Source organism: Micromonospora sp. WMMD1274 (assembly GCF_049179035.1).
Classification (GTDB): Bacteria; Actinomycetota; Actinomycetes; order Mycobacteriales; family Micromonosporaceae; genus Micromonospora; species Micromonospora tulbaghiae.
The window spans coordinates 3,660,102-3,680,435 of sequence record NZ_JBMHMG010000001.1; the positions used below are offsets into that span (position 1 = coordinate 3,660,102).

Sequence of the window (20,334 nt, forward strand, 5' to 3'; positions counted from 1 at the left end):
TTCAAGCGATGCTGGGCCTCCCCGCGCACGTGCGCGCTTGTCTCTTCGATCTGGACGGTGTGCTGACGCAGACCGCCAAGGTGCACAACGCCGCCTGGGCGGAGACGTTCGACGCGTACCTGCGGCGACGGTCGGCCGAAACCGGCGAGCCGTTCCACCCGTTCGACCCCGGACCGGACTACAACCGGTACGTGGACGGCAGACCGCGCGCCGACGGGGTGCGCACATTCCTGGCCTCGCGCGGCATCACGCTGCCCGAGGGATCGCCGGACGACCCGCCCGAGGCGGACACCGTCAACGGCCTCGGCAACCGCAAGAACGTCGTCCTGCTCCAGCAGATCGAGCAGCGCGGCGTCGAGGTGTACGAGGGTTCGGTGCGCTACCTGGAGGCAGCCACCACGGCCGGGCTGCGCCGCGCAGTCGTCTCGGCCAGCGCCAACTGCGCCGCCGTCGTGCACGCCGCCGGGCTGGACCGCTGGCTGGAGGCGCGGGTGGACGGCGTGGTCGCCCGCGCGAGCGGGCTGCGCGGCAAACCGCACCCCGACACGTTCCTGGAAGGCGCCCGGCTGCTCGGCGTCGAACCGGCGCAGGCCGCCGTCTTCGAGGACGCCCTCGCCGGGGTGGCCGCCGGGCGGGCCGGCGGATTCGGGTACGTGGTCGGCGTCGACCGGGTCGGCCAGGCCGACGAGCTGCTGGCGCAAGGCGCCGACGTGGTGGTCACCGACCTCGCCGACCTTCTCGCCCCGGAGCCGGCCGCGTGATCCGGGAACGGGCATACCCGGTCGAGCCCTGGCACGTCCGGGAGATGCAACTCGACATGGACGTGCTGGCCCAGTCCGAGTCGGTGTTCGCGCTGTCGAACGGCCACATCGGGCTGCGGGGCAACCTCGACGAGGGCGAGCCGCACGGGCTGCCCGGCACCTACCTGAACTCCTTCTACGAGCTGCGCCCGCTGCCGTACGCGGAGGCGGGCTTCGGTTTCCCCGAGTCCGGGCAGACCATCGTCAACGTCACCAACGGCAAGCTGATCCGGCTGCTCGTGGACGACGAGCCGCTCGACGTGCGCTACGGCGAACTGCTCGCCCACGAGCGGGTCCTCGACATGCGCGCCGGCACGCTCCACCGGGACCTGCACTGGCGCTCGCCGGCCGGCCGCGAGGTCAAGGTCCGCACCACCCGGCTGGTGTCGTTCACCCAGCGCTCGGTGGCCGCCATCCACTACGAGGTGGAGCCGGTCGACGGGCCGCTGCGCCTGATCCTCCAGTCCGAGCTGGTCGCCAACGAGTCGCTGCCGCCGCAGAGCCGCGACCCCCGGGTGGCCGCCGTCCTGGAGTCGCCGTTGCAGGCCGAGGAGGAACTGACCACCGACGACGGCGGCCAGCTCATCCACCGGACCAAGGTCAGCGGCCTGCGGGTCGCCGCCGCGATGGGCCACGACGTCGACGGGCCCGAACGCACCACGATCGAGAGCGAGGGGTACGAGGACTGGGTCCGCACCACCATCGGCTGCGTGCTCAAGCCCGGCCAGAAGCTGCGGGTGGTCAAGTACCTCACGTACGGCTGGTCCAGCCGCCGGTCCCTCCCGGCGCTGCGCGACCAGGTCGGCGCGGCGCTCGCCGCGGCCCGGCTCGACGGCTGGGACGGCCTGCGCCGGGCCCAGCGCGAATACCTGGACGCGTTCTGGGACGCCGCCGACGTGCGCGTCGAAGGCGACCCCGAGGTGCAGCAGGCCGTCCGCTTCGGCCTCTTCCACGTCCTCCAGGCCGGCGCCCGCGCGGAACGGCGGCCGATCTCGGCCAAGGGCCTCACCGGCCCCGGGTACGACGGCCACGCGTTCTGGGACACCGAGATGTTCGTGCTGCCGGTGCTCACGTACACGCAGCCGGGAGCGGTCCGGGACGCGTTGCAGTGGCGGTACGACACGCTGGCCCAGGCGCAGGAACGCGCCCGCACGCTGAACCTCGAAGGCGCTGCCTTCCCGTGGCGCACCATCGAGGGGCCGGAGTCGTCGGCGTACTGGCCGGCCGGCACCGCCGCGTTCCACATCGCCGCCGACGTCGCCGACGCGCTGCGCCGCTACGTGCTGGTCACCGGCGACGAGGCGCTGGAACGGGAGATCGGGCTGGAACTGCTGGTCGAGACCGCCCGGCTGTGGCGCTCGCTCGGCCACCACGACCGCGCCGGCCGGTTCCACATCGACGGCGTGACCGGCCCGGACGAGTACACGGCGGTGAAGAACGACAACGTCTACACCAACCTGATGGCCCAGCGGAACCTGCGTACCGCAGCGGACTGCGCGATGCGCTACCGGGACCAGGCGCTCGACCTCGGCGTCACCGAGGAGGAGGCCGCCGCCTGGCGGGACGCCGCGAACGACATGCACGTCCCGTACGACGCGGAGACCGAGGTGCACGAGCAGGTGGAGGGCTTCACCCGCTTCCAGGAGTGGGACTTCGAGCACACGCCGCCGGAGAAGTACCCGCTGCTGCTGCACTACCCGTACTTCGACCTCTACCGCAAGCAGGTCGTCAAGCAGGCCGACCTGGTGCTGGCCATGCACTGGCGCGGCGACGCGTTCAGCGCCGCCGAGAAGCTGCGCAACTTCGTCTACTACGAGCGGCGCACCGTACGCGACTCGTCGCTGAGCGCCTGCACCCAGGCGGTGCTGGCGGCCGAGGTCGGACACCTCGAACTGGCCCACCGCTACCTGCGCGAGGCCGCGCTGATGGACCTGCACGACCTCAACGAGAACACCCGCGACGGCGTGCACATGGCGTCCCTGGCCGGTGCCTGGATCGCGCTCGTCGCCGGGTTCGGCGGGCTGCGGGACCACGACGGGACGCTCTCCTTCGCGCCCCGGCTCTCCAGCCGCCTCAGCCGCCTGGAGTTCTCGCTCCAGTGGCGAGGGATGCGCCTGCGGGTCGACGTCCGGCCGCACCAGACGACGTACTCGCTGCGCAACGGCGGCCCGGACACCGTCGTGGAACTGCGGCATCACGGCGAACCGCTGCGGGTCACCTCCGCGCAGCCGGTCACCGTGGCGGTGCCACCGGCACACCCCAGCGGGCCGCAACCGGAACAGCCGCAGGGCCGCGCGCCGCTGATGCACCTGCCGGAACGCATGGACTGAGCGGCCCCGCCACGAAGGGCGGGACCGCTCGGTACGCGTACCTCAGAACTGGCGGCCGTTGGACGGACGCCCGCCGGCGTCACGCGGCGCCGTGGCCCGCGGATCGTCGGCGGTGCGCGCCGTGGCGGCGCGGTCGGCCCAGTCCGGCGAGTCCTTCAGCTCCTGCTTGCGGCGTTCCTGGTCGGTGAGTTCCTGTTCCCTGGACCTGTCCTGTTTCGCCATGACGATCCTCGCGATCGGTCGGGGTCCGTGGTCACCCCGCGCGTTCCCGCCCGGCGGCGGCTCAACCGTCCCGGCGAGGGCTCAGCCGTCCCGGCGAGGGCTCAGCCGTCCACGTGCTGCGCGAAGCTGCGGCGCAGGTGGTCCTTCGGGCGGGAGCCGACGATCGAGCCGACCACCTCGCCGTCGCGGAACACCAGCATGGTCGGCGCGGACATGATCCGGTGGGCGCGTGCGGTGGCCGGGTTCTCGTCGGTGTTGAGGGTGACGAAGCGCAGCGCGTCGCCGAACTCCTCGGCCAGCTCGGCGAGGTGCTTCGACACCACCCGGCACGGCGGGCACCACTCGGCCCAGAAGTCCACCACCACCGGCCGGTCGGCGGCCAGCACCGTGGCCGCGAACGTGTCGTCGGTGACCGGGTTCAGCCGGCCGGTCCCCGTGTCCTGAGGCATGTTTCCTCCCGTTGGGCGATCGCGTGGGCGAGCTGGTCGTGCAGCCGGCGGCGGACGTCGCCGAGCCGGTCGAGGTAGTCGTCCACCTCGGCGAGCTTGCGCCGCAGCACCGCCACCGAATCGGGGCAGACGTCACCGGAGTCGTTTCCGGCGCGCAGGCAGGCGACGAACGGGCGGATGTCGTCCAGGCCGAAGCCGATCGCCAGCAGCGACCGGATCTCGCGGACGACGCGCAGTTCCGCCTCGTCGTAGACCCGGTATCCGTTGGCGGACCGGTTCGGCCGGACCAGCCCGTGGGCCTCGTAGTAGCGCAGGGTGCGGGTGCTCGTACCGGCCCGCTGCGCCAGCTCCCCGATCCGCATCCGCCGCCCCCGTCCCTCACTGCCAGGTCGACGCTAAACCTTGCCGCCGACGTCAACGCAACCCACACGCGCGCGCTTTCCCCCGGGGGCTGTCCCCGTCGATCATGAAGTTGGCGGCGTTTTCGATCTCGGAATCCGCCGCCAACTTCATGATCAACCCCGTCCGGGGCGGTGTTGCGGGGTTGGGGCTTGTGGATCTTGGTACGGAATGGCCTCTCCAGGGGCCGTTTCGTACCAAGATCTGCCCCGAGGTCTTCCCCGGTCGGATTGATCATGAAGTTGGCGGGGTGGGGGAGCGCTTTCTGGGCCGTCAACTTCATGATCGTCGGGGTGGGGGGTATGCGGTGGGGGAGAGCGGGGGGTGAAGGAGATGCGTGAGGTCTCGGTGCCTGTGGTGGACGGCGGGCTCGTGGGGGACGTGGTGGTGCCTGCCGGGGCGCGGGGGGTGGTGCTGTTCGCGCACGGGAGCGGCAGCTCGCGGCACAGCCCGCGCAACACGGCCGTCGGGCGCGCGCTCAACGAACGCGGGCTCGCCACGATGCTCGTCGACCTGCTCACGGCCGACGAGGAGGCCCGGGACGAGATCACCGCCGAGCTGCGCTTCGACATCGGGATGCTGGCCGAGCGCCTGGCCGGGATCGTCGACTGGATGGGTGCCGAACCGGAGCTGGGGCGGCTCCCGATCGGGCTGTTCGGCGCCAGCACCGGCGCCGCCGCCGCACTCGTCGCCGCCGCGGCCCGGCCGGACCGAGTGGGCGCTGTGGTCTCCCGCGGCGGCCGGCCCGACCTTGCCGGCAGCTCACTGACTGCGGTACGCGCACCGACGCTCCTGCTCGTCGGCGGCCTGGACGAGCAGGTGATCGTGCTAAACGAGCAGGCCCGGGACGCGCTGGGCGAGGTCGCGAAGCTGCGCGTCGTGCCCGGCGCCACGCACCTGTTCGAGGAGCCCGGGACGCTGGAGCAGGTGGCCGACCAGGCAGGTACGTGGTTCACCACGCACCTGCGCCAGCCGCATCCCGCCTGACCGGCACTCGCGCCGGCCCGCATGGAACGGCCGCGGCGGCCGGGCGGCCCTCACCTCGTGCGGCCGCCAGCCCGCGCCACGCGCTGTCGGACCGCGCCGGCAGCCGGACCGCGCCGGCCGTCGGACCGCGCCGGCCGTCGGACCGCGCCGGTCGTCAGCCCGCTGCCTCGGCGGCGCGGCCCGGGTCGGCGGTCGGTGCGGGAACGCCGGTGCCGCTCCGTTCGGCGGCGCGGTGCCGCTGCACGGTGTCCAGCACCCGCCACAGCACCGCCGCGATCGGCACCGACACGAACGCGCCGGCTACCCCGGCGACCAGCGTGCCGGCCGTGACCACCACGAGGATGACCGCCGGGTGCAGCTGCACCTGCCGCCGCATGACGAGCGGCTCCAGCAGGTTGCCCTCGATCTGCTGGACGGCGATCACGGCGGCCAGGGTCAGCAGGGCGGTGGTGGGACCGTTCGCGGCCAGCGCGACGAGCACCGCCACCGCACCGGCCACCGTGGCGCCGATGATCGGCACGAACCCGCCGAGGAACGTGATCAGGGCGAGCGGCAGGGCCAGCGGGACACGCAGGACGACCAGGGCCAGCCCGATGCCGATGGCGTCGATGGCCGCGATGATCATCGTGCCCCGGCTGTACGAGCCGAGCGTCCGCCAGCCCGCCCGTCCCGCCTCGGCGGTCAGCTCCCGGCGCGGGCCGGTCAGCCGGCGCAGCACCCAGTGCCACATCGAGCGGCCGTCCTTGAGCAGGAAGAACAGCAGCACCAGGGCGAGCAGCATCGCGCCCGCGACCTCGGCGACCTTGCGCGCCCCGGCGACCGGGTCGGGCGCACCGCTGCTCAGGCCCTGCCGGATCTGCTCCACGAGCCGGTCGAGCTGCTGGTCGGTGACCGGCAGGCTGGACGTGACGAAGTCGCGGGTGCGCTGCAACCCCTCGTCGAGCTGCTGGCTCAGCTCGCCGAACTGGCTCGCGGTGAGGTTCCAGACCAGGACGCCGGCGCCGCCCAGGATGCCGAGCAGCAGCAGGATGCTCAGCAGCGCGGCGAGCCCGGCCGGCACCCGCAGCCGGCGCAGGCGCACCAGCACCGGGTCGAGCAGCGCGGCGAGGAAGAGCGTGCCGGCCAGCGCCACCGCCAGCGGCGCGAGCAGGACGGCGATCTGCCCCAGCAACCACAGCCCGGCCGTCACCACCAGTAGGCAGGCGCTCCAGGTGACCGCCGTCCGTACCGGCCAGGGCAGTCCGGCCCAGGTCTGCCGCCCTCCGGCGGCCGGTGCCCGCCCGGGTATTCCAGCGTCGTCGTCCACGTCGCCCTCCTCGATCGTGGCCGTTGGTACCCGACGCGGGTCGATCCGACACCAGGGCCGCAACCGCCCACCCGGTGTTTGTGCCCCCGGCCTTAGGGAAGGCATTCAACGTATCGAAGGGAGATCCGACATGAGCGACTTCATGGACAAGGCCAAGGACTTCGCGGACAAGCACGACAAGCAGGTCGACCAGGGCATCGAGAAGGCGGGCGACGCGGCCGACAAGCGCACCGGCGGCAAGTACGACAACCAGATCGACAAGGGTGTCGACGCCGCGCAGCAGCGCACCGGCGAAGGCGACACCGGTCGCTGACGTACGCCCGCTCAGAGGCCGGAACACGACGGCGGCCACGCCCCCGAGGGGAGCGTGGCCGCCGCGGCGTCGGGCCGGCCTCCACAGCGGAGACCGGCCCGTCCGTCAGGCGTCGCGGGTCAGGAGCTGTAACCGCGGCCGGCGATCCAGTTGGCCAGCTCGGTCACGTCCATCCAGTACGTCGGCTCGTCCGGCCGGGCCGGGTCGGCGATCAGCACCCGGTCGCCGTCGCCCTCGTATCGCACGACAGTCACGTAGTGGCCGGGGTAGCTGTGCTCCACCCCGTCGATGTCCCGGGCGCCGCCCAGGATGTTCGCCACCACCGGCCGGTCGTCGTCCACAGCGGTACGGATGTCCGCGCGCAGGCGTTCGACCTGCTCCCGGGTGGCCACGTCGTCGCGGATCTCGGTGGTCCGGTACTTGCCTCCGGTGTACTCGTTGAGCACCCGGGTGATGTCGATGGCCGAGTCGGTGCCGTTCTCGGTGGTGCCGAGCTTGGCGGCCAGCTCGTCCTGGCTCACGTCCTTGCCCTCGGCCGACAGCGCGATCCGGGTCGAGGCGGGACCGCAGTAGAAGAAGTTCGGCTGCGCCTGGTACTCGTAGTCGGCGGTGCGGTCGCCCTTGCCCTTGACCGGGGCGGCGTGGGCGGCGGCGGCCGGACCGGCGACGGCACCACCGGCGGCGGCCAGACCGGCGACGGACAGCACACACTTACGGATGATCGGGTTCATGGTCGAGGCTCCATTCGGGGGTCGACGGCTCCGTGCGGGAGACGCGGCACCAGGAGTGGCGCTCGGCGTACGGAGAGTTCAACCGCCCTGCCGCGGCAGCCCATTTCCGGGCGTGACCGGGGCCACTGCGGAACCGGACAGACGCCTCAGCCGGGGAGACTTCCCAGGAGCCCGGTCACCGCGATCTCGATGACCACGCGCTCCGGATTCGGACGCGGCGTGCGATACCGCTCGGCGTACCGGCGCTCCGCCTCGGCCACCGACTCCGGGTCGCGGCGCAGCACCGCCCGGCCCTCCACGGTCAGCCACCACCGGCCGTCGACCTGGCACACCGCGACCGGGACGCCGTCCGGTCCGGCCGCCGCGACGTGCCGGGCCTTGGCCGACCCGGCTGAGGTGATCACCCGGGCCAGCCGGGCCGCCGGGTCGAAGGTCACTCCCACGGGTACGACGTGCGGGGTGCCGTCGGCGCGCGGTGTGGTGAGCGTGGCGAGGTGCCGGTCCGCGAAGAAGCGGGCCACCCGCTCGTCGTGCGGGTCAAGCCGGTGATGCCCAGCCATGCTGTCTCCTCGTCAGGGACGGTCGGACGGGCGCGGCGGGGCTGCGGCCAGCGGCACCGCCGGGGCTGACTGGGCGGCCCGCTGCTCGGCGCGGTGCTTGGCGACCAGCCGGCCCAGGTAGAACAGCGCGCCGGCCAGCACGCCCATGTCGTCCAGGTAGATCGGGTCGGGCAGCAGGTCCACCGGCAGGATCGTGTAGATCAGCGCGCCGTAGAACGCGACCTTGCCGCCGGCGCCGAGCGCGCCGAGCATGCGGCGGGTGCGAATCACCCGGATGGCGAGCAGCACCGCCCCGGCCAGCATGGCCGCCGCGAGGACGGCGGCGAGGACGACCAGCACCCAGGTTTCACGGGACACGCCACCACGCTAGTCGAGCCGGGCCCGCCACGCCCGGCGGTCGTCCCCGCCGCGAGGGGCGCCCGCCCGTGGCCGGGTCGCGGCCGGGGCGACGTCCCGTCACGCCCCTGCCGGGTGGCATCCCGTCAGGCCGCTGCCCGGCGACGCCCGTGAGGCCGCTGCCGGCGTCCTCAGGTCGCCACGGCAGCCCGGCCGCGCGCCACCGGCGGCAGCTCGCGGGTGACGTCGGTGCCCGTCCCGGCCGGCAGTTCCCGGGTGGTCTCCGGGCCGGCGAAGCCCACGATGGAGAGCGCGGTCTGCGGCTCGGCAACCGGGTGCAGTGCCGCGAACGCCTCGTCGCGCAGGCTCTGTGCCGCCGCCGCGGCCCGCTCGGCTGCCTGCCAGGCGGCCTGCTCCCGCTGCGTGGCGGCGCGGTGCCGTGCCGCCATGTTGTCCCGGACCAGCCGGCGCAGCAGCAGTTCCTGCTCCACCGGGTGCCGGCTCGGATCCCAGCCGTTGCCGCCGAGGATGTCGCTGAGCTGTCGCACCGTGATCTCGTCGCGCCACTGGGCGTCCATCGCGGCCCGGTGCAGCCAGCGCTCCCGGTCGGCGTACTCGGCCGGGGTCTTGGCGGTCCGGGGTAGCGGCAGAGCCGCGGCGGCGCTCAGGCGCCGGACGTCCTCCTCGGCCGCCTGGTACGCCTGCCAGGCAGCCTCGGCCTCCTCCTGCGCGGTCAGCCACTCGGCGCGGCTCCGCTCGGCGGTCGCCGTCGCACGGGAGGCCGCCACGGCCACCTCGTCGGCGTAGCGGATTCGCTCCTGGTCCCGTACGCGGGCCCGCTCGGCGCGTTCGATGCTGCTCGGCCGGGCGGCGTCACTGATCCGGTCGACCAGTTCGGAACGGAACCGGGACGGGCGGACGATCAGCGCGGCGACCACTGTCGCGGCCACGGCGAGCAGGACCAGCCAGATCACGGCGGCCGCGGGCATGTCGGGCAGGACGGTGGAGAAGACGGTCTGCATCACCAGCACCTCGTGGTGGAACGAAGGACGATCAACGGTTGTGGCCCGGACATCCGGGCGGGTGTGCGTCGTGACTTCAGACGCGACGGGACGCGCGCAGGGCGCGAGGCGTGCGGCCCGTGGGACCGCGCCGGGGCGTACCGGAAAGGCGCCCGGTCAGGCGCGCGGCGGACCGCGACGGGCGATGTCCGCCCGGCCGGGGTCGGCGGCGGCGACCACCTCGACGCCGGGAACGGGCCCGGCGGAGTCGGCGGAAGGCGCTTCGGTGACGGCCGGGCCGGTGCCGGGACCGGTGGTCCGCAGCGCGGTGGTCGGGGCGTCGGTCGCCGTGAGTTCGGCGGAACGTGCGGCGCCGGTCGTGATCGCCTGTCGCGTCGCGGCGTGCTCGACGGCGGTGACGTGCTTGATCGCCCCGACGTGCTCGATCGCCGTGACGTGCTCGGTGGCGACGGCGTGCGAGGCGATGCTGGCGTGCGAGGCCGCGTCGGCGTGGGCGGGTGCGGCGGCGATGCCCTGGAGGCCGACGATCAGCACCAGGCCGGCCACGGCCGTGCGGGCGATTCGGCGCAGCGTCGCCGTCCAGGTGGACGGGGCGAACGCTACGGGCAGCACCGTTTCAACCTATCGGTCGGCGGAGGATCTCGCAGCTCAAGGATCTTGCGGTTTACGTGAGCCACCCCACGGGTCGGTGTGGACGGAGGCCCACGCGGGGCACGACGCGCGACGGCGCGGCGCCCCTGCCGGGGTGCCGCGCCGTCGCGTGGATGCCGGGGTCAGTTGCCGCCGAGCACCGGCGGCGGGGCGGCGTCACCGTCGCCCCAGACCATCTCGTCCTCGGTGAGCCAGGTCAGCCGGCCGTCGGACTCGTCGTCGCCGTGGCCGCCGCGCCCGCCCAGCACGCCGCCGCGGCCGGCCATCGCGGGCCGCCCGGTGGCGCCGCCGGTGCGCTCGGCGGACTTGCTCCCGGCGTCGACCACGAGGCCGCGACCGGAGGTGAGCCGGCCCGTGCCGGCGGCGGAGCGGTTGTCAGCGCCGGGCATGCCGCCGAGCCGAGCCGCCGACGCCGAGTTGGCGCCGGTGCCCGCGAGCGAGCCGGTGCTCAGGACGCCGGGGGCGCCGTAGAGGGCGCCACCGCCTCCACCTGCGGTCATCGTCGTCGGGCCGGCGCCGCCGGGACCGAAGCCCGGGCCGCCGCCGATCGTCGGACCGCCGACGGTGCTGGTCAGCGGAGCGGCGCCGGCGAGCGAGGTGCCGCCCGGGTCGACGGTGCCGCCGACCGGCACCGAACCCGGAGCACCGGCGCCGGGCTGGCCACCAGGGGTGCCCGCACCCGGCGTGCCCTCGCCCGGCGTGCCGCCGGTCGGGGCCGTGTGGTGCACGCCCGACGTGGTGGCGGTGGCGCTCGCGCCCGGGCCGAAGCTGCCCAGGCTCGGGCCGGACGACGGCGTCTTCACCGACGGCCCGTTCTGCAGCGTCGGGTCACCGTTGCCGGTGTGGCCGGGCAGCTCGGTCTCCGGCGGGTCGGGTACGACGATCCGGCCGTACGCCGAGAAGTCGTAGCCCTCGGCGAGCTTCGCCACGACCTGCACCATCCGCTGGTGCGCCTTCTCCTGCTCGGCCTTGTCCTGCTGGTGGCCGACGATCCCGCCGATCACCGCGCCGGGGGCGCCACCGATCAGGAAGCCCTTGCCGGCACCGGAGAGCAGCTTGTCGTTGTCGTCGGTCTTCTCCGGGCTCTCCGCCTTGGACTGGGCGGCCCGCAGCTCGCTGGACATCATGTCGAGGCCCTGTCGGATACCCGTCATGCCCTCGGCGAGGTTGCCGGAGTAGCGGACGACCATGTCCAGCCGGCGGTGGAACTCGCGCGCGGCGTCGCCGGTCCAGGTCTTCGCCAGCGCCTCCAGGTCGGCGGTCAGGTCGCGGCCGAGATCGTCGAGCGTGCCCTTCAGGGAGGTCCACTGGGCGCTGAGCGCCTCGATCTGCTTCGGGTCGCCGGCGTTGACGCCCTGGTAGAGCTCTTCGTGACTGACGTGCTCGTAGCGCCGGGTGTACTCAGACACGCGGGTCCTCCTTCGGCTGCTTCATCGCCTCGTTCAGCCCGGAGAGGGCGGCGGCGATGTCGGCCGCGGCGGCGGCGTTGCGGGCCTCGGCGGTCTTGTAGTTCGTCATGATCTTGTGGGTCGCCTCGCGGGCGGCCAGGATCGCCCGGCGCAGCCGGTCGACGTGGTTGACGTAGCTCTGGTGGGTCTCGGAGTAGCGACGTGCGTTGTCGGTCGCGTCGGTGAACGTGCCGAGCGCCGGCGGGCGGCACTGCATCTGGGTGTTGAGCTTGCGCAACACCGACTCCGCCTCGTTCAGGCGCCGCTCGAGCCGCTGGTGAAAGTCCTCCAAGGACAGTACGTCTACTGTCGTGCGCCCCGTCATGGCTGCATCCCCGTAGTCATCGTCGATAACCGTTCGCCGTACTCAGGTTAGTCGAAGCGAGCCAACCCGGGCGACCCGTGACGGAGATCCTCCACTTCGGATCGGCCCGGAGCCGGTCAACCGCCCTGGACCTGCGCCGCCGCGCCACCGGCCGAGGGCGTCGCGGTGGCCCCCGGTGGCGTCGACGCATCGAAGTAGGTCATCGCGTCCTCGCGGGACAGCGTCGGACCGGTCGGCACCAGCGCCAGTAGCGAGGCGGGTACGGCGAGCGGCGTCACGTCGCCGTACCCGAGCGCGCTCTTCGCGTCGCCCCCGGCGGTGCCGAGCGGATAGCGGATGCCCTGGGCGGTGATCAGGTAGACCGTCGAGCCGGCCGCCGCCTTGCCGCTCTCCCCGGCCGTGGCCTGCACCAGCACGCCCTTGCCGCCGGGCAGCAGCACGCTCTCGGCGGTGCGTACCGCGTCCCGGGCACCCTGCCGGGCCGGCATCGCGGTCGCCGAGGTCAGCTCGGCCGGCGGGGAGTCGAAGACCTCCAGCGTGGTGGCCGGCGGCTGACCGGCCGGGCCGGGACGGTAGGTGGCGCAGAGCACCGTCCGTCCCGGACGGACCTCGTGCAGCGTCGGCAGCCGGGCCGGCAGGCCGTCCGCGTCCAGGCGCTGGTCGGTGAGGAGCCGGCCCGCCTCGTCCGGAGTGATCTGCGTCACCTCGCCGCCGCCGCCGAGCAGCAGCAGCGCGGTCACCTCGCGGACGGTCGCCAGCCCCTGCCGGGTGAGCACGTAGTACTGGCCGGCGGCCTGGTAGACCTGGCCGATCCGGGCCGGCCGGTCGGCCACCGTCAGCCCGCTGGCGCTGCCGTCCCCGGCGATCGTCGGCTTGCGCAGCACCGGCCCGACCGGCACCGCGTTCAGCAGTTGCTGCCCGACGGTCAGGTTCGTCGCGCCGGCCATCTTCAACGCCACCAGCGCCTGCTCGTCACCGGCGACCCGCAGCCGGGAACCGCCGGTGAGCAGGTAGCGGGCGTCGCTGGTCCGCACCACCACGGCACGGTCGGTGAGCGCCGTGCCGCCGGGCAGCGCGCGGTCGATCACCAGGTGCGTGGTGGAGCGCTGCGGGTCGTTCGGATCCGGCACGTCGCACACCGACCAGGGGAGCCCGACCAGCGACTTGCGGTCCGGCAGGTCGTCCGGGGCGCCCACGATGCCGACCAGCCGCCCGCGTGGACGGTCCTTGATCGACGCCTGGGACATGGTGCGCGGCTGCGCCGCGGCGTCGTTGACGATCAGCCGCGCCGAGGCGTAGTTGAGCGTCGGGCGCAGCACCTTGTCCTCGCCGAAGTAGTACGTCGCGCCGGTCTCCCGCTCGATCACCAGCGTGTTCGGCTCCAGCGGCGCGGAGTTGCTGGTGAGCTGCCCGTACGCGCCCACGCCGCCGAGCACCACGGCCGCCGCGATGACGCTGCCGAACACCGCCATGCCGAGGCGGCGCATCGGCAGGTCGTTGGTCTCCGGATCACCGGAGAGCAGCGCCGAGACGATGCGGCGGGTGACGAAGCGGTACGCCTGCACCTGATCGCGGCGGGTCCGCATGACTAACCTCCGGCGGGGGTGGGTCCACGGCGACAGGACCGAACGGCGCCGCGGGCTTCCCTACGATAAGGGGCCGTCGGGGGTGCGCCGGACCCCGTCCGCCGCCCGAACGACCGCACCCGCCCGGCGGATGCCCAGGATGTCCAGAAGGGACGCACACCGATGACGCAGCTCCAGGCGCCACCCGGTCGTACCGCCACCGTTCCCGCCGTACCGCCGGACCGGCCGGTCACCCCCGCCGACAAGCGCCGCCGGGGACGGCTCGGCCCGGTCGTGGTCGGGCAGCTCGTGGTGGTGGAGTGCGCCGCGCTCGCGGTCTGGTTCGCCACCGCCGGCCCGGCGTGGCTGCTCGGGGTGGTCGCCGTCCTGGCGCTGCTGGCGGTGGTCGCGGCGTTCGCGCGCCGCGGCGGCCGCTGGTGGTACGAGGATCTGATGCTCCGCCGCCGGCTGCGCCGGCGCCGCGACCGGGCCCGGAGCGCGGCGCCCGGTGGTGACCCGAGGCTGGCCGCGCTCGCCCCGGAGCTGACGGTGGTGGAGCTGACCGAGCGCGGCACCCGGCTCGGCATCGGGCAGGACGACCGGGGCTGGTTCGCCGCGCTGGCGCTGACCGGCCGTCCCGGCGCGCCCGCCGGCTCGATCGAGGCGGCCGTGGTGGACCGCGCGCTGGCGGTGCTCGCCGACTTCTCCGGCCCGGTCACCCAGACCCAGGTCGTCTCGCACACCCTGGTCTGGTACCCGGCGCCCGGCGCGCCGCCGTCGGCGTACCGGACCGTGTGGGTGGCGCTGCGCCTGTCGGTGTCCGACGCGCGGGCCGAGGCGGTGAGCCGTGGCGGCGGTCTGCGCGGCGTGCACCGCACGGTGGCGGCCGGGGTGGGCCGGCTCGGCAAGGCGCTCAACGCCGCCGGCCTCGGTCACCGGGTGCTCGACCGGAACGAGCTGCACGCGGCGGTGGTGTCCGGAGCCGGGCTCGACCTGGCGCCGGAGTCCCCGGTGGAGACGTGGACCAGCCTGCGCGGAGGCGGCTGGACGCAGCGCTGCCTGGCCCTGCGGGTACGCCCCAACGGCTCGCTCGGCGCGCTGGTGGACGCCGTCACCGCCACCTCGGCGCCCTCGCACACGGTCGCCGCGGTGGTGCTCCCGGGCGGCCGGCAGGTGCCGCCGCTGCTGCGGGTGGCAGCGATGGACGGGCACGCCGAGGCGCTGGTGAAGGCGGTCCGGGAGATGGCCCGGCGCGCGGGCGTGCCGGCCCGCCCGCTGGACGGCCAGCACGGCCCCGGCGTCTACGCCACCGCGCCGGTCGGCACCGCGATGGGGACCGTCACGGTCGAAGGTTGACGATCCAGCCGTACGCGCCGCACACCCAGACGGCCAGCGGCACCAGCGCGATGATCAGCAGGATCTCGACGATGTCCAGGGTCCGGCCCCAGACCGGGGAGATCCGCTTGCCGGCCACGGTCAGGCCGTAGACCAGGCTGATCACGGCCAGCACGGCCAGGCCGCCCAGGATCAGCCCGAGGCGTACCGCCAGCGAGCCGGCGGCGAACGTCGCGGCGGCGACCAGCCCCAGGCCGACCGTGCCGGACAGCAGCACCGGCGTGCGCTGGGCGCGGCTGAGGAACGGTCGTGCCCGCAGCAGCGACAGCAGCGCCAGCACCAGGCAGAGCAGGACCGCCGGGAGCCGGCCGTTCCCGGCCAGCACCACCTCGCCGCCGAGCACCAGCAGCGAGACCGTCCAGAGCAGACCGGTGAGGAACGCGTCCGCGCGCTCGCTGTTGCGCAGCACCGACGGCCCGTCCACCGACTCGGTGTCGGTCTTGAGGTCGTCCGGGCCGGTGGGGATGGACGGCACCGGCAGCCGGGCCAGGCGGTAGGCGAGCATCGGCAGCGCGGGCAGCGCGCCGAACGCGACCGTCGCGACCACCGCCGCCGAGGCCGCCGCGCCGATGTCGAAGGCCAGGCTGAGCACCGCGCCGAGGCCGACCGCCGCACCCACGCCCACCGCGCCGAGGAACAGCGGCAGGCGGTCGCCGACGGCGAGCGCGGCGACCGCGCCGAAGACCACCACGGCGGTGCCGGCGAGCAGGACGTGCGGACTGGCCAGCTCGCCGAGCGTCCGGTCCCCGGCCAGCACCAGCAGGCCGCCGACGCCCGCGTAACCGATCCCGACCAGGGCCAGCACCGCGCCGGTGCGGCTGTCGCCGGCGGCGCGGGACAGCACCGCGGCGCCGACCAGCAGCGCCACCGCGACCACGAACGCGGCGGCCGCGCCGGGTAGCTGCGGCGGGCCGGTGAGCAGCGTCGCCACCGCGCCCGCGGCGAGCGCCGAGGCGGCCAGCAGGACCGCGAACGTCCGCGTGGTGCCGACCTGCCAGGCGCCCGCCCGCTGGGTGGTGGAGGTGGCGACCGCGTCCACCACGTCGTCGAAGACGATCTCGGGGGCGGTCGCGGCGCGCGGGTTGAAGTAGAGCACCTCGCCGTCGCGTACGCCGAGCTGCGCGGCGGTCCGGCCGCCGTCGAGCGGCTGACCGCCGAGCCGGGACAGGGCCCAGCCGCCGTGCCGTACGCCCTCGTCGGCCAGGTCCTCGCCCGCGTACCGCAGCAGCGTGGGAAGCAGGTCGGCGAGCGGCACGTCGGACGGCAGCGCCAGATCCATCCTGGTACGCGGCGCCACGATGGTGATCCGGCTCAGCCCACCGGTCGCCGTCTTCGTCGCCACAGTGGCCTCCTCGTGCTCGCATACGATCCGCTGGGCCGTCGGCGTCGCCCCCCACGGGTCCACGACGCCACCGGGAGATTACCTACGATGGCGGTCGCACAGGTTGCCCACCCGACGCTCACCGGCGGTGGCAGACCACGATCAGGGCCACTTCTGGGGAGGGGAGAGCCGTGAGTACGGTGGTGTTCCGCCGACTTCCGCGTCAACCGGGGCCCGCGCTGCCGCGCGGCGAGGTGCTGCTGGAATCCCCGCCCGAGCTGCCGGAGCCGCAGGCCAAGGGCATGGGCCAGGTCCTGATGATCCTGCCGATGCTCTGCGGCGTCGGCGCGATGGCGTTCCTCTACGCCGGCCGTGGCGGCGGCATGATGACGTACGTCGCGGGTGGCCTGTTCGGTGTGTCCATGTTGGGCATGGCGATCGGCACGCTCGGCAACGGCGGCAACGACAAGGCCGAGCTGAACGCGCAGCGGCGCGACTACATGCGCTATCTCGCGCAGATGCGCAAGCGCACCCGCCGGGCGGCCGAGCAGCAGCGCGCCGCGATGACCTGGCGGCACCCGGAGCCGGACGCGCTCTGGTCGATCGCCGCCTCCCGCCGGCTCTGGGAGCGGCGGATCACCGAGGACGACTTCGGCGAGGTGCGGATCGCGCTCGGCCCGCAGCGGCTGGCGGTGGAGATCGTGCCGCCGGAGACCAAGCCGGTGGAGGACCTGGAACCGATGAGCGCGATCGCGCTGCGCCGGTTCGTCCGGGCCCACTCCAGCGTGCCGGACCTGCCGACCGCGCTGTCGCTGCGCGCGTTCAGCCGGATCGCGTTGCGCGGCGACCGGGAGCCGGTGCTCGACCTGACCCGGGCCGCGCTGGGCCAGCTCGTCACGTTCCACGCCCCGGAGGACCTCCTGGTGGTCGTGGTGGCCGCGCCGGACCGGCAGGCGGCCTGGGACTGGGTGAAGTGGCTGCCGCACGCCCAGCACCCGGGGCGTACGGACGCGGCGGGCGCGCGCCGGATGGTGTTCGCCGCGCTGGACGAGGCGGAGACCGCGCTGGCCCAGGATCTGGGCGGTCGGCCCCGGTTCGCGCCGGAGGCGAAGCCGCTGACCACCGCGCCGCACGTGGTGGTGGTGCTGGACGGCGGCGAGGTCTCGGCGACGTGCGCGCTGACCGGGCCGGGCCTGCTCGGCACGACCGTGTTCGACCTGTCCGGCGCGGTCCCGCGCGACGCCGGGCGCTGGCTGCTCTGCCTGGACGCCGGGGACGGCACCGGGCTCGACCTGGTCCGCGGCACCGCCACCTCGCGGCTGGGCCGGCCGGACCGGCTGTCCCTGAGCGCGGCCGAAGGGCTGGCCCGGCAGATCGCCCCGTTCCGGCTCTCCCAGCAGCAGGGCGCCAGCACCGAGGAGCCGCTGGCCCGCAGCATGGAGCTGCCCGACCTGCTCGGCGTCGGCGACGCCGCCACAGTGGACACCCGGCAGACCTGGCGTCCGCGCAGCCACCGCGACCGGCTGCGCATCCCGCTCGGCCTGGGACCGGACGGCAACGTGGTGGAGCTGGACTTCAAGGAGTCCGCGCACGAGGGCATGGGCCCGCACGGCCTGGTGATCGGCGCGACCGGTTCCGGCAAGAGCGAGCTGCTGCGTACGGTGGTCGCGGCGCTCGCGGTGACGCACTCGTCGGAGGAGCTGAACTTCGTCCTCGTCGACTTCAAGGGCGGCGCCACCTTCGCCTCGCTGGACGCGTTGCCGCACACCAGTGCGGTGATCACCAACCTCTCCGACGAGCTGCCGCTGGTCGACCGCATGCGGGACGCGCTGGCCGGTGAGATGAACCGCCGGCAGGAGGTGCTGCGGGCGGCGGGCAACTACGTCTCCCGGTACGACTACGAGAAGGCGCGGGCCGCCGGTGAGCCGCTGGAGCCGATGCCCAGCCTGCTGATCATCTGTGACGAGTTCTCCGAGCTGCTGGCCGCCAAGCCGGACTTCATCGACCTGTTCGTGATGATCGGCCGCCTCGGCCGGTCGCTCGGCGTGCACCTGCTGCTCGCCTCGCAGCGGCTGGAGGAGGGCAAGCTGCGCGGCCTGGACACGCACCTGTCGTACCGGATCGGTCTGCGCACGTTCTCGGCGGTGGAGAGCCGGATCGTGCTCGGCGTGCCGGACGCGTACGAGCTGCCCAGCGCGCCGGGTCACGGCTACCTGAAGACCGACACCGCGACCATGTTGCGGTTCCGCGCCGCGTACGTGTCCGGCCCGTACCGGGCGCCGGGGCAGGTGCAGCGCTCCACCCGGGCGCAGGTGCAGCGCCGGATCGTCCCGTACGGCATCGACTACGTGCCGGTGCCGGCCCAGCCGAGCCCCGCCGAGGCGGCCCCGGAGCCGGAGCAGAGCGGCGACGGCAAGGCCGTGGCGATGCTGGACGTGCTGATCGACCAGCTCAAGGGCCGGGGCAAGCCGGCGCACCAGGTCTGGCTGCCGCCGCTGGCCGAGCCGTCCGGGCTGGCCGAGCTGCTGCCCAAGCTGAGCGTGCACCCGACGTTCGGCCTGACCACCGCCGACTGGCCGGGCCGCGGCCGGCTCGCCGTGCCGGTCGGCATCGTGGACCGGCCGTACGAGCAGCGCCGTGACCCGATGATGGTCGACCTGGCCGGGGCCGGCGGCAACGTGGTGATCGTCGGGGCGTCGCTGAGCGGCAAGAGCACCATGCTGCGCTCGATGCTGGCCTCGCTGGCGCTGACCCACACGCCGCGCGAGGTGCAGTTCTTCTGCCTCGACTTCGGCGGCGGCGCGCTGCGCAGCCTGGACGGGCTGCCGCACACCTCGGGTGTCGCGGGCCGGCGGGACGTGGAGGCGGTCCGGCGGACGGTGGCCGAGGTGGTCGCCGTGATCGACGAGCGGGAGAACCGGTTCACCCAGCACGGCATCGACTCGGTGGCGAGCTACCGGCGCCGCCGGGCGGCCGGTGAGTTCGCCGACGACCCGTTCGGTGACGTCTTCCTCGTGGTGGACGGCTGGAACACGCTGCGCCAGGAGTACGAGGAGCTGGAGCAGACGATCACGAACCTGGCGAACCGGGGTCTCGGCTTCGGCGTCCACGTGGTGATCACGGCGGTGCGGTGGGCGGAGATCCGGATCAACATGCGGGATCTGCTCGGCACCAAGCTGGAGCTGCGGCTGGGTGACCCATCGGAGTCGGAGATCGACCGGCGGGCGGCGCAGAACGTGCCGGTGGGCGCGCCCGGCCGCGGCCTGACCCGGGACAAGTTGCACTTCCTGACCGCGATCTCGCGGATCGACGGCAAGCGCGACATCGAGGACCTGACCGAGGCGTCGGTGGCGCTCGCGGGTCACGTCGCGGCGAACTGGCCGGGGCAGCCGGCGCCGAAGGTCCGGCTGCTGCCGCGCAAGCTGACGGTCACCGAGCTGGCGAAGGTCATCGACCGGTCGGCGCCGGGCATCCCGATCGGCGTGAACGAGTCGGCGCTCGCCCCGGTCTACCTGGACCTGGCCGGCGAGCCGCACCTGACCGTGTTCGGCGACGCCGAGTGCGGCAAGACCAACCTGCTGCGGCTGATCGCCCGGGGGATCGCCGAGCGGTACACCCCGGCCCAGGCGCGGCTGGTCATCGCCGACTACCGGCGCGGTCTGCTGGGCGCGGTCGAGGGTGACCACCTGCTCGACTACGCGCCGTCGAACCAGGTGTTCAGCCAGGGGCTCGGCTCGATCCGCAGCGCGTTGCAGAACCGGCTGCCCGGCCCGGACGTGACCACCGCGCAGCTTCGCGACCGGAGCTGGTGGAAGGGCCCGGACCTGTACGTCCTGGTGGACGACTACGACCTGGTCGCCTCCGGTGGCAGCAACCCGCTGAGCGCGCTGCACGAGCTGCTGCCGCAGGCGCGGGACATCGGCCTGCACCTGATCATCACGCGCCGGGTCGGCGGTGTGGCCCGGGCGCTGTACGAGCCGGTGCTGCAACGCCTGCGTGAGCTGGACTCGCCGGGCCTGCTGATGTCCGGCAGCCGGGAGGAGGGTGCCGTCTTCGGCAACCTGCGGCCGACCCCGCAGCCGCCGGGCCGGGGCACGCTCGTCCGCCGCCGCGACGGCCAGCAGCTGATCCAGACCGCGTGGACGGAACCGGCCTGACGGGACGGACGCCGGAC

General features: G+C 74.0%; 19 protein-coding genes. 6 read left to right on the plus strand and 13 right to left on the minus strand.

What is annotated here, in order from left to right:
- The first annotated feature begins 8 nt into the window (after positions 1 to 8).
- Positions 9 to 761, plus strand: a complete 753-nt coding sequence (locus ACN27D_RS17270) for an HAD family hydrolase (RefSeq protein WP_269696001.1) — start codon at positions 9 to 11, stop codon at positions 759 to 761.
- A complete protein-coding gene (locus tag ACN27D_RS17275) occupies positions 758 to 3,130 on the plus strand; it encodes a glycoside hydrolase family 65 protein (RefSeq protein WP_393159410.1) in 2,373 nt (790 codons plus the stop codon). Before ACN27D_RS17270 ends, ACN27D_RS17275 begins: the two co-directional genes overlap by 4 nt.
- 42 nt (positions 3,131 to 3,172) lie before the next feature.
- Here ACN27D_RS17275 and ACN27D_RS17280 read toward each other — a convergent pair whose 3' ends face one another.
- The 3 genes from ACN27D_RS17280 to ACN27D_RS17290 form a co-directional block, all read right to left on the minus strand.
- The gene (locus ACN27D_RS17280; RefSeq protein ID WP_120571974.1) at positions 3,173 to 3,352 is read right to left on the minus strand and encodes a hypothetical protein; all 180 of its coding nucleotides are present in this window, start codon (positions 3,350 to 3,352) and stop codon (positions 3,173 to 3,175) included.
- Positions 3,353 to 3,453: 101 nt separating this feature from the next.
- A complete protein-coding gene (gene trxA / locus ACN27D_RS17285) occupies positions 3,454 to 3,801 on the minus strand; it encodes a thioredoxin (protein WP_228531255.1) in 348 nt (115 codons plus the stop codon).
- On the minus strand, positions 3,771 to 4,163 hold the full coding sequence (locus ACN27D_RS17290) for a MerR family transcriptional regulator (RefSeq protein ID WP_013283752.1): 393 nt from the start codon (positions 4,161 to 4,163) through the stop codon (positions 3,771 to 3,773). The genes trxA and ACN27D_RS17290 overlap by 31 nt, the downstream gene beginning before the upstream one ends.
- 370 nt (positions 4,164 to 4,533) lie before the next feature.
- On the opposite strand from ACN27D_RS17290, the gene ACN27D_RS17295 reads away from it, so the two are divergent.
- Entirely contained in the window at positions 4,534 to 5,187 is a 654-nt protein-coding gene (locus tag ACN27D_RS17295) for a dienelactone hydrolase family protein (protein ID WP_421499491.1), read from the plus strand.
- A 154-nt stretch (positions 5,188 to 5,341) separates the two neighbouring features.
- Here ACN27D_RS17295 and ACN27D_RS17300 read toward each other — a convergent pair whose 3' ends face one another.
- Positions 5,342 to 6,493, minus strand: coding sequence for an AI-2E family transporter (locus ACN27D_RS17300; protein ID WP_421499492.1), 1,152 nt, complete (start codon positions 6,491 to 6,493; stop codon positions 5,342 to 5,344).
- Positions 6,494 to 6,623: 130 nt separating this feature from the next.
- On the opposite strand from ACN27D_RS17300, the gene ACN27D_RS17305 reads away from it, so the two are divergent.
- Positions 6,624 to 6,806: an antitoxin gene (locus tag ACN27D_RS17305; protein ID WP_073825939.1), complete on the plus strand. Its 183-nt coding sequence runs from the start codon at positions 6,624 to 6,626 to the stop codon at positions 6,804 to 6,806.
- A 119-nt stretch (positions 6,807 to 6,925) separates the two neighbouring features.
- On the opposite strand, the gene ACN27D_RS17310 is transcribed toward ACN27D_RS17305, so the two are convergent.
- From ACN27D_RS17310 to eccB, 8 genes are all read right to left on the minus strand, one after another.
- Positions 6,926 to 7,537 carry a C39 family peptidase gene (locus tag ACN27D_RS17310; protein WP_120571971.1) on the minus strand — a complete coding sequence of 204 codons (612 nt, stop codon included), beginning with the start codon at positions 7,535 to 7,537 and terminating at the stop codon, positions 6,926 to 6,928.
- A 146-nt stretch (positions 7,538 to 7,683) separates the two neighbouring features.
- Positions 7,684 to 8,097 carry a pyridoxamine 5'-phosphate oxidase family protein gene (locus ACN27D_RS17315; protein ID WP_120571970.1) on the minus strand — a complete coding sequence of 138 codons (414 nt, stop codon included), beginning with the start codon at positions 8,095 to 8,097 and terminating at the stop codon, positions 7,684 to 7,686.
- A 12-nt stretch (positions 8,098 to 8,109) separates the two neighbouring features.
- Entirely contained in the window at positions 8,110 to 8,454 is a 345-nt protein-coding gene (locus ACN27D_RS17320; protein ID WP_357899551.1) for a YkvA family protein, read from the minus strand.
- A 170-nt stretch (positions 8,455 to 8,624) separates the two neighbouring features.
- Positions 8,625 to 9,455 carry a hypothetical protein gene (locus tag ACN27D_RS17325; RefSeq protein ID WP_121684456.1) on the minus strand — a complete coding sequence of 277 codons (831 nt, stop codon included), beginning with the start codon at positions 9,453 to 9,455 and terminating at the stop codon, positions 8,625 to 8,627.
- Between the two features lie 156 nt (positions 9,456 to 9,611).
- A complete protein-coding gene (locus ACN27D_RS17330) occupies positions 9,612 to 10,067 on the minus strand; it encodes a hypothetical protein (protein WP_421499493.1) in 456 nt (151 codons plus the stop codon).
- A gap of 161 nt (positions 10,068 to 10,228) precedes the next feature.
- A complete protein-coding gene (locus ACN27D_RS17335; protein ID WP_252449933.1) occupies positions 10,229 to 11,515 on the minus strand; it encodes a WXG100 family type VII secretion target in 1,287 nt (428 codons plus the stop codon).
- A complete protein-coding gene (locus ACN27D_RS17340) occupies positions 11,508 to 11,846 on the minus strand; it encodes a hypothetical protein (protein ID WP_233585692.1) in 339 nt (112 codons plus the stop codon). The genes ACN27D_RS17335 and ACN27D_RS17340 overlap by 8 nt, the downstream gene beginning before the upstream one ends.
- Positions 11,847 to 11,995: 149 nt before the next feature.
- Complete coding sequence (eccB, locus tag ACN27D_RS17345; RefSeq protein ID WP_121684412.1) at positions 11,996 to 13,465, minus strand: type VII secretion protein EccB; 1,470 nt, start codon at positions 13,463 to 13,465, stop codon at positions 11,996 to 11,998.
- Positions 13,466 to 13,627: 162 nt separating this feature from the next.
- On the opposite strand from eccB, the gene ACN27D_RS17350 reads away from it, so the two are divergent.
- The gene (locus ACN27D_RS17350) at positions 13,628 to 14,800 is read left to right on the plus strand and encodes a type VII secretion protein EccE (protein ID WP_121684413.1); all 1,173 of its coding nucleotides are present in this window, start codon (positions 13,628 to 13,630) and stop codon (positions 14,798 to 14,800) included.
- Here ACN27D_RS17350 and eccD read toward each other — a convergent pair.
- Positions 14,784 to 16,181: a type VII secretion integral membrane protein EccD gene (gene eccD / locus ACN27D_RS17355; protein ID WP_358171167.1), complete on the minus strand. Its 1,398-nt coding sequence runs from the start codon at positions 16,179 to 16,181 to the stop codon at positions 14,784 to 14,786. The two genes, ACN27D_RS17350 and eccD, sit on opposite strands and share 17 nt — an antisense overlap.
- Before the next feature lie 170 nt (positions 16,182 to 16,351).
- Here eccD and eccCa point away from each other — a divergent pair, with 170 nt between their 5' ends.
- The gene (eccCa, locus tag ACN27D_RS17360; protein ID WP_121684414.1) at positions 16,352 to 20,317 is read left to right on the plus strand and encodes a type VII secretion protein EccCa; all 3,966 of its coding nucleotides are present in this window, start codon (positions 16,352 to 16,354) and stop codon (positions 20,315 to 20,317) included.
- The last annotated feature ends 17 nt before the right edge of the window (positions 20,318 to 20,334 follow it).